The sequence below is a fragment of the Thalassotalea montiporae genome (assembly GCF_053485855.1).
In genome coordinates this window covers 224,468-241,081 of sequence record NZ_JBQRUO010000005.1, presented here as the reverse complement: position 1 = coordinate 241,081, position 16,614 = coordinate 224,468, and the positions used below count along the sequence as shown (strand labels likewise).

Genomic DNA, 16,614 nt, shown 5'->3' with positions numbered 1-16,614 from the left:
AAAACAAAAATAAGGAGTCAAGGAATGGTTAAGTTATTATCCGTACGTTTGAGTCATCTATTGTTGTTGTTTTGTTTATTGTTTACCGCGAGTAGCAATGCGGCATTGTTGTTTAGCCAAGACCCGCTAACCGGTCCATCCCCTGTTGCATCTGGGCCCATCTCACTTGGTTTGGGGAAAGTGATTGACAATTTTATGCTGACTAGTGGTGTTGAATTGATAGAGATCGAATTTTGGACATTTGAAGGGCAAGGATTTGTATCAAACGAATTTGATCTGGCGATATATAGTAATTTAGGTGGAACGACAATCGATGCGCCAATATGGAGTACTATGGTATCTCGAAATCAGCTAGTTGAAACACTAGTAACTGATTTTGGCGCTCAGTTTGGACAGTTGTATTCGCATACTTTAACCTTAGCCACACCGCAAAACTTGTTGGCTGGTGATTATTTTTTTCAAGTTGCAGCAAGCCCTACAAACGGCTCACCGTCGCCAGTAGGTTGGCAACTCTCAACTATATCAGGCACACCGGGGGCTCCTCCTGCGGCGATTAACCCTCAAAGTAACCAGATTATATTTGGTGATATAAACACCAATATGGCGTTTAGGCTATCTGGTAACCTTATTCAGACAATACCTATACCTTCACCAGGTACATTTTGGTTACTAGCATTAGTATTTAGCGCGTACTTTCTGCGTAGAAAAATGTAATTCAGCAGACTTTACGTACTAGCAAGCGCGATTAGTGCTAATGGCAACTAATAGTGAAGACCTCCCTTTTTATAGAGCGCTTAGCCAACTTAAGCGCTCGCTTGTTCCGGTTATTCTCTTTAGCTGTGTGATCAATATTTTAATGTTGGTTTCACCGCTGTATATGCTGCAAGTTTATGATCGTGTCCTGATCTCGGCGAGTCAGCCCACCTTACTGTTTTTGACCTTGTTTGCTATTGCTGCACTGATGGTGCTTATTGCTCTAGATAGTGTGCGAAGTCTTGTACTCTCAAGAGTAGGTTGTCGCTTTGAAAATGATGTCGCCAGCTATACTTTTAAAAATATATTAGAGCAAGGAGGTCACAGCCAACCGCTGCGAGATATTGAAACAGTGCGCTCATTTATCTCTAGCCCTGCACTGGCGGCGATTATGGATGCCCCTTGGACACCACTTTACTTAGGGCTTATCTATGTCTTACACCCTTGGTTAGGACATTTAGCCTTAGCTGGTGCCATTGTTTTATTCACTCTAGCACTTATCGGCGAAAGCTTAACCCGCAAGGTGCAATCAGAAAGCTCCAGCGCCAGTGGTGAAGCGTATCGTTTTACCGATATTTGTGCCCGTCAGCAAAGCGCTATTTATGCGATGGGTATGGCCAATAACTTAAAAGCTAAATGGCGTGAGCCGCGCATGCAAAGCTTAGCGACAAGTGCTGTCGCAACCCAGCGCAGTGGCTATATTTCATCGCTATCAAAAGGTATTCGCTTTAGCTTGCAGGTCGGTATTTTAGGCATGGGGGCATTCTTAGTTATTCAACAAGAATCCTCGCCGGGCGTTATGATTGCGGCATCTATAATCATGGGGCGCGGGTTAGCTCCAATTGAAGCGTGTATTAGTGGTTGGAGGCTAGTTATTCAAGCACGAGATGCCAAAGCAAGGTTGATCGCGTTTCAACAACACTTTGCTGAGCCGACAGAGCCTTTACCTTTGCCCGCGCCAGTCGGTAATTTGGCGGTAAAAAATATTATTTATCAATTTGATGGCAGTGAGTCGCCGTTGTTAAAAGATATCAGCTTTCACTTATCAGCAGGTACGGTGCTTGGCATTACAGGTCCCAATGCCGCTGGCAAAACAACGTTAGGAAAATTATTACTTGGCTTGGTTAATCCAATACATGGTGAGATAAGGCTAGATAATGCGACTTATGATCAATGGGACAGGGAGCAACTCGGCCCTTATATTGGTTATTTGCCGCAAGAAGTTGAATTATTCCCAGGCTCGATAGCAGAGAATATCGCGCGATTTAACGACGCATCACCCGAGCAAATAATGGAAGCTGGTCAACTCGCTGGTGTGCACGACATGATTTTACACCTTGATCAAGGGTATAACTGTGCCGCTGGTGATTTTGGTGAAGTTCTATCGGGTGGTCAGCGCCAGCGTGTTGCCCTTGCAAGAGCCGTATTTGGGCAACCTAAATTGGTTCTATTAGATGAACCAACTTCATCACTTGATGCAGAAGCCGAGCGTAGTGTGATGAAAGCAATTGTGGCGCTTAAGCAACAAGGGGCAACAGTGATCGTTATTGGTCATAGGCCAGCGCTAATGAATGTTACTGATCAGTTGTTAGTGCTGCGCGATGGACGAATAGCCGCTTTTGGTGAAACACAGGAAATTATTAGCCAGTTGATCAGACCGGTAGTGGAAACAAAGTCGAGTTAACTGAATTTGGATTAGTTAATATCTAGTTAGCTAGCACTTAATTAATTTATAGTGAATCAATTAATGTCGAGCGAAATATGGCAAACGCTTTTCAAGCAGCTAAAGTTACCAGCGTAAATACGTCGATAAAACAGCCGATGTTACTGGGGCTATTGATCATTATTGTCTTTGTGGTGGGCAGTGGCTTATGGGCAATGACGGCGCCTCTTGCCAGTGCCATTATTGCTTCCGGTCAAATTAAAGTAGACACTAATCGCAAGCAAATACAGCACTTAGATGGTGGTGTCGTACGTGAAGTGTTAGTGAAAGATGGTCAGCAAGTCACTAATGGTGATGTGATGGTGTTGCTAGACCCTGTTCAGGCGGAGTCCTCATTAGCTGTTGTTCGCAGTGCCTTATTTGCCGCTCGTGTTCAACGAGCTAGGTTGCAAGCAGAGCGAGATGGCATAAATGCTCCAGATTTTTCGTTAGTTAGCACAGCACAACCATCTGAAAGTAAAAGTGCCCAAGATAAGCAGGGGTTGATAGCTGCGCAAACATCTTTATTCGCTATTCGCCGTGAAGTTCAAATATCTCAACAAGAAATATTGGCCCAGCAAATCGACAATTTGTTAACGCAAATTGATGGCTATCGAGCTCAAAAAAAGGCCACAGAGCGGCAAGTGACCATTAGTAGTGACGAGTTAGTTAACCTTAGACAGCTGCGATCGCAAGGACTTGTCGATAACGGCCGACTTTTGGAACTTGAACGCAATCTGGCGCAGCTTGAAGGAGAGCGTGGCGAGTTTATCTCTTTAATCGCAGGAGCTCGTTCAAGTATTGATGAGAAAAAACTAGAATTGATTCGAATCAAGCGCAGCTTCAATGAAGAAGTGTTAGCTGAGCTGCAAGAAGTCGAGCAACAGATTATTGATTTGCAAGAGCGTGAAATAGCTGCCGCTCATACCTTGCAACAAATGGTGGTTAAAGCGCCAGTGACTGGCACTGTGGTGGGTCTTAACGTCCACACAATTGGCGGGGTTGTTGTGCCGGGGCAACTATTGCTGGAAATTGTGCCAGCAGATGACAAGCTAATCATTGAGGGGCAAGTTACTCCCACTGATATAGATGATGTTATAGTTGGCCAGCAAGCACGAGTTAAGCTCTCTGGTTTTCAGCAGCGCACCACGCCGGAACTGCAGGGTCGGGTAAAATATGTGTCGGCAGACAGTATGTTAGATGAGCGCAGTGGCGTAACCTTTTTCCTAGTGAGGGTAAGTGTATCTACTGACGAATTAAAAAAGCTCAATGAATTGGAACTCATCCCTGGCATGCCAGCCGAAGTTTTTATTCAAACTGGGGAACGCACGGCGCTAGAATATTTATTACAACCTTTAGTGGACACCATTGATCGGGCTTGGCGGGAAAGTTAGATCTAAATAGAGCCTCAACCGAGGCCCTATTTATAGCAGTTGAAATTAGCAGTACCAATTAACAGCAAAAAACGAATGAAACGATAGAAGTACTAGCCGAGTAGCTTACCCAAGCTATCTTGAATAATTTGTTTAGCTTGAGCGCCTTCTGGTGTATCTAAATACTCTTGAATTTTAGTGGTGTACTGACCAATCATCTCCGGCGACAAGCCGATAACTTCAAATTGTTTTTTCACATCATTGGCAGCTTTTAAGGTGTCGCTGTACTCACTTGCTTTATCAAGTAAACCGGAAAGGCCAGAGCCTGATTTGAGCTGGCTAATATCAGGTACCGCATCCAATAATTCTTTGCTGCCAGGTAAAGCTTCAGCAAGTTGGTTGAATTCTTCATTCGAAATATTGTTAGAGACAAAATTCATAATCGCGGCTAAACCGCCCTGAATTTGTGCTTCAGTAACTCCCAAGCTCTCTAAGCTGGCCATCAAGCCTTCAATACTGGCTTGAGGTTGTTCAGCTTCTTGGCTTTCGCTGGTACCAATACCGAGCATACTTTTTATACTTTCAAGCCAACCTTCGGCGTGAGATGGCGCTGAAAACAACAGTGCGGAACTTAGTAATAGGGCGATAGGCTTAGTAGACATAACTTTCCTTGATTAATTATTGTGCTTGTTATCATATCCCAATTATTATCATGAGATACAAGTTTTTAACACTATTGGGAGAACCACATGGATGAAATGCCGGCACAGTTGCAGGAATTTAAAAAGCTCTACGAGTTAATTGCAGAATATTTAGTGACATACAGCTTCCAAATTCTTGGTGCTGTTATCATTCTGATTATTGGTTGGTGGCTGGCGTCAAAGGTTAGCAAACTCGTTCGCAAGGTTTGTGAAAAACGAAACCTTGATGCAACCTTAAGCGGCTTTTTTAGTAGCCTAGCCAAAACAACGGTCATTCTACTGTTTGTTGTGGTTGCGGTTAGCCAACTGGGTTTTACCATCGCTCCGCTAATCGCTGCCATTGGCGCGCTAACATTTGGTATTAGTTTGGCGATTCAGGGGCCGATATCTAACTACGGCGCAGGGTTGGCGATAATTTTAACAAGGCCCTACAAGCTAGGAGACACGATTATTTTAAAAGAGCGGTGCGGAATTGTTGATGATATTAAGCTCGCGATGACAGTGCTTAGAAATGAAGATGGTGAGCGCATTTTTATTCCCAACAAAGAGGTGGTTGGGGAAATATTTCACAATAGCCAAGAAAACAAGTTAATGGAGGCCGAAATTGCCATTGGCTATGATGCCGATCCTGAAGTGGCAATTGGCTTAATTCAAGATATGCTAGCCAGCAAGCTAAGTGACGCCGCTAAAATTCAAGTGGGTATTGATCGATTTTCGCCACTCGGGTTGCATTTGGTATATCGCTGTTGGGTGCCTACTGCAGAATACTTCGCGAAGCGTTTTCAATTGAACTTAAGTGTTTATCAGGCGCTGAAACAAGCGGGGATTAGTATGCCCACACCCAAACAAAATGTTCAGGTGGTGGGAAGTGAGCCGCTAACAGGGCGATAGAGGTTTTAGCGAAGTAATAGCGCTGATTTTAGACCTAAAAAAGCCCGTGATTAAACGTGTTAGACACAGTTAATCACGGGCTGATTATAGCTAGTGTAAGTCTGCGTAGCATTACATAAAGCCGCTACATCTAATCCTGCTTAGCTATTTTTCGCGATATATTCGTTCACCATATCGGTTAGTACGTTTAACGGCACAGGACCTTGGCTTAACACAACGTTGTGGAATTGGCGAATATCGAACTTGTCACCAAGTTTTTCTTTGGCCATTTCACGCAGTTCAACAATTTTTAACATACCAATTTTGTATGCAGTTGCTTGTGATGGCATCACAACATGTCGTTCAACCATTTTTACTGCGTCAGATTTTGCATTCGGCGTATTGGTTACGTAGTACTCGATACCTTGCTCACGCGTCCATTTTTTCGCGTGAATACCCGTATCAACCACTAAACGACAGGCACGCCATAGTTCCATTGCTAAACGACCAAAGTCTGAATATGGGTCTTGATAGAAACCAATTTCTTTCGGGATCATTTCAGAGTATAAACCCCAACCTTCAGTATAAGCAGTGTAGCGGCCAAACTTACGGAATTTTGGAATACCTTCAAGCTCTTGCTTCATAGCAATTTCCATATGGTGACCCGGAATACCTTCGTGGTAAGCCAAGGCTTCCATTTGGTAAGTTGGCATGGCCTCCATGTCGTAAAGGTTGGCATAGTAAATACCCGGGCGAGAGCCATCTGGTGTTGGTTGTTGGTAGAAGGCTTTACCTGCTGATTTTTCGCGGAAAGGTTCAACGGCTTTAACTATTAGGCCAGCTTTTGGCTTGGTTAAGAACAGCTCGTCTAGGCGCTCTTTCATCGTGTCGATGTATGCTGTTGCTTCTTTTAAGTAGCGAGCGCGACCTTCTTCGTCACTGTTGTAGTAGAACTGTTTGTCATTGCGCATAAACTCGAAAAATGCGGCTAAATCGCCTTCAAAGTTTACTTTTTTCATGATGGCGCGCATTTCATCGTGAATACGTGCAACTTCGCTTAAGCCAATTTCATGAATTTGATCAGATGTTAAATCAGTCGTTGTTGTGCGGTTTAGGGCGTTGTTAAAGAACACTTCACCTTCAGGGAACTTCCACGCGCCGTCACGTGTATCGGCTTTGGTTTCCAGATCCATTAAGTAAGCAACTAAGCTGTCGTATGCAGGTTTTAATTGCTCAACTAATGCCTTTTCAACGTCAGCGATTAAAGCTGATTTTTTGGCATCGTCTAATTCCAGGTTGTTCACCTTTTTGCGGAAATCAGCCAAAATTGTGCCGTCTTCACCGGCTTCGAAAGGGGCGCCCGCAATAATGTTTTTCGAATCACGAATAACATGTGGGAATACAAATTTAGGGGCGATAATACCTTTGGTTTCACGAATTTTTAGCTGGTCAATTAATTGGTTGATCAGTTTATTCGTGCCATTGACACGTGCAATGTAATCGTTCGCTTCTTTTTCATCGGCAATCGTTTGCTGGTTAATCAGCATGGCTGGTACTTGCGAATGTAAACCAAACATTTGGTTAACAGGGTAGTTGTGATGGCGCCACTGAAAATCATCAATTTCTTGTTGTAATTTTTGTTCTAACAAGGCGTAGCTAACCGATGTTTGTTGGTCAAGCTTGCTCACATCAAGTGCTTGAATGCGCTTTAAATCTTGTTTGGTAATTTCCAGTTCTTTAAGCGCGTTTTCTTCTGAAATGTCATTCCATTTATCGTAGTCTTTTTTGATGCCTAAGAAAGTCTGCATCATTGGACTGCGATCAATACCTTCGTCAAAAATCTGATCAAATAGCGCATTTGCTTTTTCTGATTCAGTTTGCGCTGTGGCAACGGCTTGTTGCTCTGTGGCTTTTTCTGCAACGGGTGCTGTGTTTGTTGATTGCTCTGAACCACAACCTGCTAGAACGGCAGTGCTAAGGGCTAAAGCTAATAATGACTTGTTAAATTGCATCGTGCTTCCTTCATTTATATAACTGGTTGAGTTTGCCTTGGAATATTTAGTAAATGCAAGAAGTGCACGATAAAAAGCGCAATTGATAAGACTAATGGTTGAATATTGCGGCTAAATTCGCGATATTGGCGCGAAAATCATCCCTTGCCTGATAGTTAAGACAACGTGTGACACAAGAACAATCTTCGACGCCAAGCAAAGAAGCCAAGCATAACCCTAGTCGCCAGCAAACGAATGTCACGATATCGTTTGTTAAAGCGGGTTACCAAGACATCGGCTTTTTAACCTACCTGCGTAAGTTAACCATGGAATCCCACTTGAAAAAGGCGGGCATTGAAATGAGTGATGAGCAGCACGTGGCTCGAATTCACGAACATTTTAATGATTCCTTCTTAATCAAGTTAGGCCACTCGACCGTTGGCTTGATCAAGCTAGGAGTAGAAAATGGCAGCCTACATATACGCCAATTTCAAATTTTGCCAGAATATCAAAACAAAGGTATAGGCGATAAGGTGTTACTGGTTTGTAAGCGCAAGGCCAGCGAACAAGGGCGTTCACTGACCCTTAATGTCTTGCTTGATAACCCCGCCAAGCAGCTTTATTTACGCCACGGCTTTGTCATCGAGCAAACCGATAGTCTTCAACACTTTATGCGTTTCACATCACCTTAATACTTAGCAGTAACCGATTATTAAAGGTAAGTTAAATCTGTTTAAAATTAATCTTGATTATTTAGCGCGCAGAAAAAAGTTACCCTCTGCCGCAATTATTAATCGCTCGTAAATGTAACCCTAATGAACAAGTTATCTGTTGCCCTTTCTTTCACACTAGCTCTTTCGCTAACAAGCCAGTTTGCTTTTGCCAAACCAATGTCGGCTGAATTAGCACACAATGCATCTGAAAACGCATCTGAAGCTCTACCGGTCAAGCGTGTGTCGGCTGAGGTTCAACTACAAGGTGTCGATATTATCGAAGCTGACGATGTTGACTGGGGTTACCTAAATCCTCTTCGAGGTGACAAAAGCCCTGGTGCCGCAAATTTGTGGGGGGATCGTACAAAAGATACAGCCACAGGTATGTTAGTTAGGTTTAAGAAAGGGTTTTCTTCACCACCACATATTCACAATATTACCTATCGCGGTATTGTCATTAATGGCTTATTGCATAACGACGACCCAACTGCTGCAAGAATGTGGATGCCAACGGGATCTTACTGGACGCAACCTGCGGGCGAAGATCACATTACTGCAGCCGACGGTGAGAGTAATTTAATTTATCTAGAAATTGACCGTGGCCCATATTTAGTTAAGCCTTCAAACCAAGCATTCAACAATGGTGAAGCGCCGATTAACCTTCATGCAAATAACTTGGTATGGCAGCCGTATGGTGCGGGCGAGCGTGCTTTCTTGTGGGGAAATACCAGCAAAGGTGAAATTAATGGCTCGCTGATAAAACTACCAGCAGGATTTGCCGGACAATTAATTAGTAGCGCTGAAGAGTTTAGAGCGGTTGTTATTACGGGTCAGCTAGGTTTAGTTGATAGCCATTTGGTTGATGGCAGTAATGCCAAGGTTGGTCATGCCAACAAATTGAGAAGTTTAGCGCCAGGTAGCTATTTTGGCGCTGATCAGTCGAATAACTACCAGCTTCGTAGTGCGCAGGAAACCATTCTTTATATTCGTACCGATGGACACCTAATTTTAAATACCAGCAACTAGCTTGGTCGCATAAGCCATAAAAACAAAAGGAAGCACATGGTGTGCTTCCTTTTTTCGTTCAGCGTCACTTGTTATCTGTTCAGTGAGAATAACTAAACTTAGTCAGTGAGCGTTAATAGATTTTACCTTCACTGGCAACTTTAGCGGAATCAACTCGGCCCGGTGTTGCTACACCTGAAACAACCGGAGTGATACCTTTGGTAATTGTGGTTAACACTTGCTGAAGTGACGCTAAGTTTAATGTCGCGATTTCATCGCTAACTGCATGATAGTGTTTGTCTTGATCGAGTTGAACCGTACTAAAACTGTGTGCTGGCACTCCCAGCCTTGCGAACGTCGCATTGTCCGAGCGATAAAATAGTTGCTGCTCAGGGTATGGGTCTGCTTGAATGTCGTTAGCTTGATGAGCGATTGCTTGATTCATAATTGTCGCTAAATTAGAGCGTTCAAAGCCAGTCATCCATAGTTTTCCTGCGCCAAACTTAGACGTTTTACCAATCATTTCCATGTTCACCATAGCCACGACATTATCTGCTGGTAAATGTTTAGCAAAGTGCTTTGAGCCGTACCCGCCAATTTCTTCAGCGGTAAAGGCGACGAATATTAGTGTCCGATCATTATTATTCGCTGCGGCAAAATATCTAGCGAGATTAAGCACACCGGCTACACCTGAGGCATTATCGTCAGCACCGTTATAAATAAGGTCTTTTTGCTCAAGGGTATTACTGTGCTTATCACTATGTTTGCTGGGGCTAAGCACAGTGCCAATGTGATCATAATGAGCAGTAAACAACACAACTTCTTCAGGTTTGGTTTTGCCCGGCAACACTCCAATCACATTGGTTAGCGCCTTTGTGGTCATTATATTGCTGCCCGATGCACTGTACTCATCAATCTGCTTGCTATCGTCAAGTACCATCAAAATAGTGCCTGTTGGGGTGTCGCTTAGCTTGGTTAACCCTTTTGCAAAATAGGCTTGATAGCGTTTGAATAAGTCTTGGTGGCTAGGGTGAATAATAAGGAAATGATCGCCCCCTTGCTGGTTAATCTTACTCAGTGTTTGGCGCAGATTTTGTTCTTTGCTAACAATATGGGTTGCAACCTTACTATCCGCCGACCAATTAAAGCTTTTCGCGGTACTCGCCAATGCCAGCATTTCGTTGGGCACTTCTTTACCATTAAGCGTCACCGCTAAAGCAGCTGGTTTGATATTGTAAATATCGAATTGCTGGCGGTAACTTGCTTTAAAGGGCTCAAGTTTGGCTTGTTTAAAGCGGGCGGCGATGTAGTTTGCCGCTCGGTCTAGTTCCGGCGTAAATACTTTGCGACCTTTCAGTGCGTCACTTGCTAAAAACTCAACATCTTTTTTAATATTGGCGAGTGAAATGATGTGGTCTTGAGGTGCAGATATTTCGGCATTATGTGGGATTTCAGCATGTGTTGGCTGGCTAATAAAAGCTAATGTGGCTGTCAACACACAGCAAGAACTGGCTAAATGTTTGAATTTCATTATGGTTATTATTGTTTACTTTAGGCTGATCTAATCTTACTATTTTTCAAACTGTCGACAAGCGCAATAACTGCTTAGTTTGCAATAGATAAAAAATAAAATTTGTGAATACGTTACATAGTTTGGATTAATTTAATTGATGGCGTATTCACATGTTACATTGCCCAAAAGACAATATCGGATATTATTGCTATGAATTATTCTTCGTTTATTCCACCGCAGCGTACCCTGATGGGCCCAGGCCCTTCTGATGTAAGTGCACGTGTATTATCTGCTTTAGCGAGACCAACTATTGGTCATCTCGACCCTAAATTTGTCACTATGATGGACGAGGTTAAAGCACTTTTACAATATGCTTTCCAAACTAAAAACCCATACACAATTGCACTTTCTGCTCCAGGCTCTGCCGGTATGGAAGCCTGTTTTGTCAACTTAGTTACGCCTGAAGATACGGTTGTTGTTTGTCGCAACGGTGTATTTGGTGCTCGTATGATTGAAAATGTTGAGCGTATTGGTGCCAAGTTAGTGGTTGTTGATTCACCATGGGGCAGAGCAGTTGACCCACAACAATTAGAAGATGCCTTAAAAGCAAACCCTGATGCTAGCGTAGTGGCATTTGTGCACGCTGAAACGTCTACGGGCGCGCGCTCTGATGCGAAAACACTTTGTGAAATTGCGGCTAAACATGACTGTTTAACGATTGTTGACGCGGTAACATCATTAGGCGGCAGCGAGTTAAAAGTAGATGAGTGGGGAATTGATGCCATCTATTCAGGTAGTCAAAAATGTTTATCTTGCGTACCAGGTATTTCGCCAATTAGCTTCAGTGAAAAAGCGGTCGAAAAACTAAAAGGCCGTACGGATAAAATCCAAAGCTGGTTCTTAGATCAATCACTGGTGATGGGTTACTGGTCTGGCGATGGTAAGCGTGCATACCACCATACAGCGCCTGTTAATTCACTTTATGCCTTGCATGAATCGCTTGTGATGCTGCACGAAGAGGGTATTGAGAACAGCTGGCAACGTCATCAAAACATGCATAACAAACTGGCTGAAGGCCTAGCAGCGTTAGACATTGAGTTTATCGTGCCTGAAAATGAGCGCTTAGCTCAGCTTAATACTATCAAGATCCCTGCGGGCTTAGACGATGCTAAAGTACGTTCATTCTTATTAAATGAATTTAATTTAGAAATTGGTGCTGGCCTTGGGCAATTTGCTGGCGAAGCATGGCGCATTGGCTTGATGGGCTTTGCCGCTCGACAAGAAAATGTCACCTTATGTTTAGCTGCGTTAGAGCAAGCTATCGCTAAATGTAAATAAAGCGCAGGCAAGAAAACTGACATTAATAAAAGGCACGCATAAACGTGCCTTTTTTGTCTTCATAGCTTAAAGCGTTTTAGTTTATTGGCACTTTGTTTTATTGCAGCTTAGTTTCGCAAGTAAGCGACATTCTCTTGGTTAATGCAATCAAGCTCTGGCTTTTGGCCGTTAGTGCCTTGCCTGAGCGTAATCACTTCTCCACGCGTTGCTTCTTTGGCAACTTTCTTCGCTTTACTCGCTTGTACCGAAACATCATGCACTGAGCTAATTGCATCAATGTCAGGGCTGATAATGCCACACGATAGTGATAGTAAGGGAATTAAGGTGTAGTTTCCGGCGCGATCAACGGCAAAGTAGCCAGACTGTTTTACATGCTCTAGTTCAAAATATTGAATGATACGTTTTTCAAACACCAAGAGAATTTCCTGACAGCAGGCAAGGGCGTCGCCAGACTGAAAAACAACAACGAAATCATCACCACCAACATGGCCAATAAAGTTCTCTTGATTGTGCTTATTACCGTGTTTATTACTGTATTCAACGATAACGTCGGCAACTAACTTGATCACTTGATCTCCAGCGGCATAACCATATACATCGTTGAAAGGTTTAAAATTATCAAGATCAAAGTAAGCGAGTTGAAAATCGTGTTTGTGGTTTATTAACTGATTAACTTTGCGTTCAATTACAATATTGCCCGGTAGCATGGTTAATGGGTTAGCCTGCTGAGCGTGCATGATTTTCTCTTCGGTCATCATCTTCAAGATAGACCTAACGCTGGCTAAGCCGGCATATTTACCTTGGGTGGTGACAATAAATTCAGGGTGCAAATCAAACTCGCTATGGTCAGTAATAAACTTACTCACATCGTCTAGGTTTGAATGCTCATCAACCATTAAGCTCACTGGGCGCATTACTTTTGCTATGGGCTGTTTATCATATAAGGCATGCCCGTAGTCAGATGAAAGCAGATCCGTTAATTCATCGCGATACACCATGCCCATCGGTAATTGCATGTCATCAACAACGGCAATACTTTTTAAGTTTGGCTCTGCTTTGAACTGGCTGTAAACCGCTTTGCATGAAATATCTGCAAAAATCGGTTCGATTCGCTGAATAAGTTTACTTAATTCGAATTGAGCATTTGGCTTAGCGGTATCTTTTTGTAAAGGCTTTTCTACTAACAGTTTGGGAAGCTGGGTTTCCGGTTCACTTTGTGGCTTGCCAAGCAAATAACCTTGCGCATATTTCATGCCCAGCTTACGCAGGAATAGATACTCATCTTCATTTTCAATCCCCTCGGCGATCACGCTAACACCTGTGGTTTTGCCAAGCTCAAAAATGGTTCTGATCAGTTCTCGTTTAACAATATTGTGCTGGCAGCCGCTAATAAAATACCGGTCGATTTTAACGATGTCTGGGCGAACTTCTGACCACTGTTTTAACCCTGAATGACCTGTACCTAAATCGTCAATGGCAATTTTAAAACCTAGGTCTCGATAACGTTGTAAACCTGTTTTTAACAAGTTTTCATCAGTTGCCTCATAGCGTTCAGTGATTTCGATAACGATTTTTGCAGGATCAAAGCCATAGTCGCGCAATATGGCTGGCATAGAACTCGCTTTATGCTTGGTTTGTTCGATAGCCAGTGGACTGGCGTTGAGGAACAAGAACCCGTCTAAGCCTAGCTTTACAAACTGCTTGATGGCGATGCGGCGACAGCATTGTTCTAGTTCTGCGAGTAAACCAAATTCGAAAGCTTTATCAAACAATTCTGCTGGGTTAAAAGTTGGCGGCTCAAATGGGCTGCGAACTAGTGCTTCGTAGCCAATGGCAGTGGATTGATGAACATCAAAGATTGGCTGGAAGAAGCAACGAAAATTCTTTGAATGAATTAATGACTCAAGTCCTGATTTTGTTATCGCTGAACTTTTCATAAAGGGGCCTACTAATACAACATGCTAGCGCTAGAGCAATAAAGCCTTTGCTGGTAAGACCTTGATGTTATGAAAGTTATGTGACTAAAAAATGACAGAGCAGCGAACTTAGTTGCTAATTAATTAGCAACTAAACAACAAAAAAGTCAGCAACTTGCTGACTTTTTTATGTTTTACAACTTTGCTTTATCACACTACTCAATAGATGAGTTAGTTAAGCTAATGTGATCTTGGTGGGTACTATAGCTTACCAAGTACCGGTATTTTCCATGCTTGCCCACGGCTCTTGTGGCGCTAAGTGGCCTTCTTGCAATAGTTCAATAGAAATACCGTCAGGTGAGCGCACAAATGCCATGTGGCCATCGCGTGGTGGTCGATTAATCGTTACGCCTGCATCCATTAATCGCTGGCAAGTGTCGTAGATATTTTCAACGCGTAGGGCTAGGTGACCAAAGTTACGACCATCGCTGTATGGCTCTGTTTCACCCCAGTTATAGGTCAGCTCAATTTCATGGCCACCTTCTTCTGCAGCAAGAAATACAAGTGTAAATTTACCTTCTGGCACTTCGTGGCGGCGCAATTCTTTTAAACCCAATAGATCACAGTAAAAATGCAGCGATGCATCGATATCTAGCACGCGCACCATGGTATGTAATAGTTTCATAGCAGTCTCTTATTGTTCCAAGCAAATTCCAAGCAAACGGCTGAACACCAGCCATCAAAACATCGCAATTATAGCGCTAAGTAACAGGAAACCAAGGAGAAAGGCGAGTTGAAAGGTTCTACAGGAACCTACAAACTAACATTTGTACCTAACGGTATGCATATGTGTATAATCAGAATATAAATCAATGTAGTAACTTGTGAATAAGTAGGTGGTTGGCGTGGAAATTTCTTCTATTACTTTGGCGATTATTGGTTTTGTTTTACTGAATTTTGCGATGATGCATTACTTTGCCAAAGTTAAGCAAAGCAAAACACCACGAGCCCCGTTGTTGTTAATTATTGGTATGGTGGTGAGTTCACTGCTTTCTTTGGTTGCATTGGCAAACCACACTTTTGCTGCGGATCTTGCGAGCATTGCTATTGCACTGTTAGCGTTTAATAACCTTTCTACATCGGCGTTATTTAGCTATTTTTTAGCCACACGAAAAACTCCGCTTGGTGATATTAAAGTAAAAGTTGGTGATCAATTACTGCCATTTGCGAATGAGCAGTTTGATACGAGTGAACTTGCGGGTAAACGCACATTGATAAAGTTTTACCGTGGCTCTTGGTGCCCATATTGCTCGTCAGAGCTGAGCATGTTTGAAGCGCTAACACCTAAGCTAGCAACGCATAATATTGATATTGTTGCTATTTCCAATGACTCAAAGGCTGAGACCACTGCCCATGCCAAGCGTGATAACTTGAGCTTTAAGTTAGTTGCCGATCCTGCGTTGGACATTATTCGCCAATATGGCGTTGAACACCACAAAGGCTTAGGGGCAACTGCCGACGATACACTAAACGTATTTGGGATTGCGATGCCATTGCCGTGGAAAATGCGCTTTAAAGCCATGGCTATTCCAACAAGCTTATTGGTTGATGAAAACGGCAAAATCGTGTGGATAGATCAATCGGATGATTACCGTATTCGCGCGAGTGAAGAGCGTGTAATGGCCGCAGTTACCAATAGTTTTAGTGACTAATAGCTTTAATTACTAGTAGCTTTGGGTAATAGAGCCCCGAGCGAGATAGACGTTGCCTGAGATGCCCAACAGGAAGTCAAAGGCAAGCTTCACTTAAATCAGCTATTACTTTTCGCAGTTTTACGATCGATACAACCTAAATCTCGCTCTGGTGCAATCACATCACGAACGGCTTGCTTTAGCTCGGTTATCTCGGGAAAACGCCCCATTGTTTTGCGTGACCAAATGAGTTGGCCGTTAGCAACAATTTCGTAAATACCACCAGTGCTGGGCTTTAAGCCAACTTCGTCAACTTCTTCTTCAAAAGTAGAGAGAATTTCCTGCGCCATCCAGCTAGCACGCAATAACCAGCGACACTTAGCGCAGTAAGTAATTTCAATTTTATTCATAGTGCTCTTATTGAGTTTGAGATGCTTTTGATTCTGCTGCGTGACAGGCGTTTTCTGCCGCCTGACTTAGCTCGTCTAATATTGAATAGAATTGTTCGAAATGCAACGGTGTTTCTTGTTCTGATATTTTTTGCATCGTGACGGCGTGATTAAATTTCATATAGTTGAACTCAACGGTTATTTTCGGGCAGTGATCGCAGTATCTAGCATACATAGCGGTTTCGCCTTGAGCTTCCTTTTTGTAAATAATCGCTGAATCTACCGGTAACTCAAAGAACCTAGCGTCAATTAGTGCTGATGAGTATTGGCTGAAGCTGCCTTTAGGCAAGGTTAAATCGGTGTAGAGACCACGGGCAATGGCTCGGCATTGCTTATTCACTCGAACACGCTCCCATTCATCGATATAAACTAATCGATAGTCAGGGTAATGGGAGCGAATTTTAATGTAGTTGAAAGGCAGGTTTTGACGTTCAAAAGCAAAGCTACTTGAACTTGTGATGCAGCTTATTGCAATCAAAATGGTAACTAGTGATTTCATTGTTCTTCCTTGAAGTGTTTGATGTGACTGGGCTGCCATGCGTTTTATTCGGGTATTAGCATTTTAGTAGAATAGTCGATATTGATAAAACAGCGCTGTT

The 16,614-nt window shown here is 43.0% G+C and carries 15 protein-coding genes; 8 read left to right on the top strand and 7 right to left on the bottom strand.

Annotation, left to right across the window (positions count from 1 at the left end; genetic code table 11):
• Window positions 1-24: 24 nt before the first annotated feature.
• The 3 genes from ACSLUR_RS15315 (at window position 25) to ACSLUR_RS15305 (ending at window position 3,849) form a co-directional block, all read left to right on the top strand.
• Entirely contained in the window at window positions 25-714 is a 690-nt protein-coding gene (locus ACSLUR_RS15315; RefSeq protein WP_448555984.1) for a hypothetical protein, read from the top strand.
• A gap of 40 nt (window positions 715-754) precedes the next feature.
• On the top strand, window positions 755-2,437 hold the full coding sequence (locus ACSLUR_RS15310; RefSeq protein ID WP_448555982.1) for a type I secretion system permease/ATPase: 1,683 nt from the start codon (window positions 755-757) through the stop codon (window positions 2,435-2,437).
• Window positions 2,438-2,514: 77 nt separating this feature from the next.
• Window positions 2,515-3,849 carry an HlyD family type I secretion periplasmic adaptor subunit gene (locus ACSLUR_RS15305; protein ID WP_448555980.1) on the top strand — a complete coding sequence of 445 codons (1,335 nt, stop codon included), beginning with the start codon at window positions 2,515-2,517 and terminating at the stop codon, window positions 3,847-3,849.
• A 92-nt stretch (window positions 3,850-3,941) separates the two neighbouring features.
• Here ACSLUR_RS15305 and ACSLUR_RS15300 read toward each other — a convergent pair whose 3' ends face one another.
• Entirely contained in the window at window positions 3,942-4,490 is a 549-nt protein-coding gene (locus ACSLUR_RS15300; protein ID WP_448555978.1) for a DUF2780 domain-containing protein, read from the bottom strand.
• A gap of 87 nt (window positions 4,491-4,577) precedes the next feature.
• Between ACSLUR_RS15300 and ACSLUR_RS15295 the strand changes: the two genes are divergently transcribed.
• Window positions 4,578-5,420, top strand: a complete 843-nt coding sequence (locus ACSLUR_RS15295) for a mechanosensitive ion channel family protein (protein ID WP_448555976.1) — start codon at window positions 4,578-4,580, stop codon at window positions 5,418-5,420.
• Window positions 5,421-5,560: 140 nt separating this feature from the next.
• On the opposite strand, the gene ACSLUR_RS15290 is transcribed toward ACSLUR_RS15295, so the two are convergent.
• Window positions 5,561-7,411, bottom strand: a complete 1,851-nt coding sequence (locus ACSLUR_RS15290) for a DUF885 domain-containing protein (RefSeq protein WP_448555974.1) — start codon at window positions 7,409-7,411, stop codon at window positions 5,561-5,563.
• A gap of 167 nt (window positions 7,412-7,578) precedes the next feature.
• Between ACSLUR_RS15290 and ACSLUR_RS15285 the strand changes: the two genes are divergently transcribed.
• Entirely contained in the window at window positions 7,579-8,082 is a 504-nt protein-coding gene (locus ACSLUR_RS15285) for a GNAT family N-acetyltransferase (protein WP_448555972.1), read from the top strand.
• Between the two features lie 123 nt (window positions 8,083-8,205).
• Window positions 8,206-9,129 (top strand): DUF4437 domain-containing protein, encoded by a 924-nt coding sequence (locus ACSLUR_RS15280; RefSeq protein ID WP_448555970.1) that lies wholly within the window; start codon window positions 8,206-8,208, stop codon window positions 9,127-9,129.
• A gap of 112 nt (window positions 9,130-9,241) precedes the next feature.
• Here the strand turns inward: ACSLUR_RS15280 and ACSLUR_RS15275 are convergent, their stop codons facing one another.
• Window positions 9,242-10,639: a M28 family metallopeptidase gene (locus ACSLUR_RS15275; protein ID WP_448555968.1), complete on the bottom strand. Its 1,398-nt coding sequence runs from the start codon at window positions 10,637-10,639 to the stop codon at window positions 9,242-9,244.
• Between the two features lie 192 nt (window positions 10,640-10,831).
• Here ACSLUR_RS15275 and ACSLUR_RS15270 point away from each other — a divergent pair, with 192 nt between their 5' ends.
• Window positions 10,832-11,959 (top strand): pyridoxal-phosphate-dependent aminotransferase family protein, encoded by a 1,128-nt coding sequence (locus ACSLUR_RS15270; protein WP_448555966.1) that lies wholly within the window; start codon window positions 10,832-10,834, stop codon window positions 11,957-11,959.
• A 107-nt stretch (window positions 11,960-12,066) separates the two neighbouring features.
• Here the strand turns inward: ACSLUR_RS15270 and ACSLUR_RS15265 are convergent, their stop codons facing one another.
• Both ACSLUR_RS15265 and ACSLUR_RS15260 read right to left on the bottom strand, forming a co-directional pair.
• Complete coding sequence (locus ACSLUR_RS15265) at window positions 12,067-13,896, bottom strand: bifunctional diguanylate cyclase/phosphodiesterase (RefSeq protein ID WP_448555964.1); 1,830 nt, start codon at window positions 13,894-13,896, stop codon at window positions 12,067-12,069.
• A gap of 247 nt (window positions 13,897-14,143) precedes the next feature.
• On the bottom strand, window positions 14,144-14,560 hold the full coding sequence (locus tag ACSLUR_RS15260; RefSeq protein WP_116000662.1) for a VOC family protein: 417 nt from the start codon (window positions 14,558-14,560) through the stop codon (window positions 14,144-14,146).
• 220 nt (window positions 14,561-14,780) lie between these two features.
• Here ACSLUR_RS15260 and ACSLUR_RS15255 point away from each other — a divergent pair, with 220 nt between their 5' ends.
• Entirely contained in the window at window positions 14,781-15,587 is an 807-nt protein-coding gene (locus ACSLUR_RS15255; protein ID WP_448555961.1) for a peroxiredoxin family protein, read from the top strand.
• Between the two features lie 98 nt (window positions 15,588-15,685).
• Here ACSLUR_RS15255 and ACSLUR_RS15250 read toward each other — a convergent pair whose 3' ends face one another.
• Both ACSLUR_RS15250 and ACSLUR_RS15245 read right to left on the bottom strand, forming a co-directional pair.
• On the bottom strand, window positions 15,686-15,976 hold the full coding sequence (locus ACSLUR_RS15250; protein ID WP_448555959.1) for an Rdx family protein: 291 nt from the start codon (window positions 15,974-15,976) through the stop codon (window positions 15,686-15,688).
• Between the two features lie 7 nt (window positions 15,977-15,983).
• Window positions 15,984-16,514 (bottom strand): hypothetical protein, encoded by a 531-nt coding sequence (locus tag ACSLUR_RS15245; protein WP_448555957.1) that lies wholly within the window; start codon window positions 16,512-16,514, stop codon window positions 15,984-15,986.
• Window positions 16,515-16,614: the final 100 nt, after the last annotated feature.